Annotated in this window: 1 rRNA gene (running past one end of the window); it reads right to left on the bottom strand. The window is 57.1% G+C overall.

From position 1 onward, the window contains the following. A 23S ribosomal RNA gene (locus tag AB0E91_RS31545) occupies nucleotides 1-1,276 on the bottom strand (it extends 1,497 nt beyond the left edge of the window). Between the last annotated feature and the right edge of the window lie 55 nt (nucleotides 1,277-1,331).

Below are 1,331 nucleotides of genomic sequence, written 5' to 3'. Positions count from 1 at the left end.
CATGCTGCAATGACACGACTTCGGCGGTACGCTTGAGCCCCGCTACATTGTCGGCGCGGAATCACTAGACCAGTGAGCTATTACGCACTCTTTCAAGGGTGGCTGCTTCTAAGCCAACCTCCTGGTTGTCTGTGCGACTCCACATCCTTTCCCACTTAGCGTACGCTTAGGGGCCTTAGTCGATGCTCTGGGCTGTTTCCCTCTCGACCATGGAGCTTATCCCCCACAGTCTCACTGCCGTGCTCTCACTTACCGGCATTCGGAGTTTGGCTAAGGTCAGTAACCCGGTAGGGCCCATCGCCTATCCAGTGCTCTACCTCCGGCAAGAAACACACGACGCTGCACCTAAATGCATTTCGGGGAGAACCAGCTATCACGGAGTTTGATTGGCCTTTCACCCCTAACCACAGGTCATCCCCCAGGTTTTCAACCCTGGTGGGTTCGGTCCTCCACGAAGTCTTACCTCCGCTTCAACCTGCCCATGGCTAGATCACTCCGCTTCGGGTCTTGAGCGTGCTACTGAATCGCCCTGTTCGGACTCGCTTTCGCTACGGCTTCCCCACACGGGTTAACCTCGCAACACACCGCAAACTCGCAGGCTCATTCTTCAAAAGGCACGCAGTCACGAGAAGCACCGAAGTGCTTCCGACGCTCCCACGGCTTGTAGGCACACGGTTTCAGGTACTATTTCACTCCGCTCCCGCGGTACTTTTCACCATTCCCTCACGGTACTATCCGCTATCGGTCACCAGGGAATATTTAGGCTTAGCGGGTGGTCCCGCCAGATTCACACGGGATTTCTCGGGCCCCGTGCTACTTGGGTGTCTCTCAAACGAGCCGCTGATGTTTCGACTACGGGGGTCTTACCCTCTACGCCGGACCTTTCGCATGTCCTTCGCCTACATCAACGGTTTCTGACTCGTCCTACGGCCGGCAGACCGTAGAAGAGAGATCCCACAACCCCGTATGCGCAACCCCTGCCGGGTCTCACACGCATACGGTTTGGCCTCATCCGGTTTCGCTCGCCACTACTCCCGGAATCACGGTTGTTTTCTCTTCCTGAGGGTACTGAGATGTTTCACTTCCCCTCGTTCCCTCCACACTGCCTATGTGTTCAGCAGCGGGTGACAGCCCATGACGACTGCCGGGTTTCCCCATTCGGAAACCCCCGGATCAAAGCCTGGTTGACGGCTCCCCGGGGACTATCGTGGCCTCCCACGTCCTTCATCGGTTCCTGGTGCCAAGGCATCCACCGTGCGCCCTTAAAAACTTGGCCACAGATGCTCGCGTCCACTGTGCAGTTCTCAAACAACGACCAGCCACCCATCACC

The organism is Streptomyces sp. NPDC026659 (assembly GCF_040638245.1).
Lineage (GTDB): Bacteria > Actinomycetota > Actinomycetes > Streptomycetales > Streptomycetaceae > Streptomyces.
This window is presented reverse-complemented; position numbering and strand designations above follow the sequence as displayed.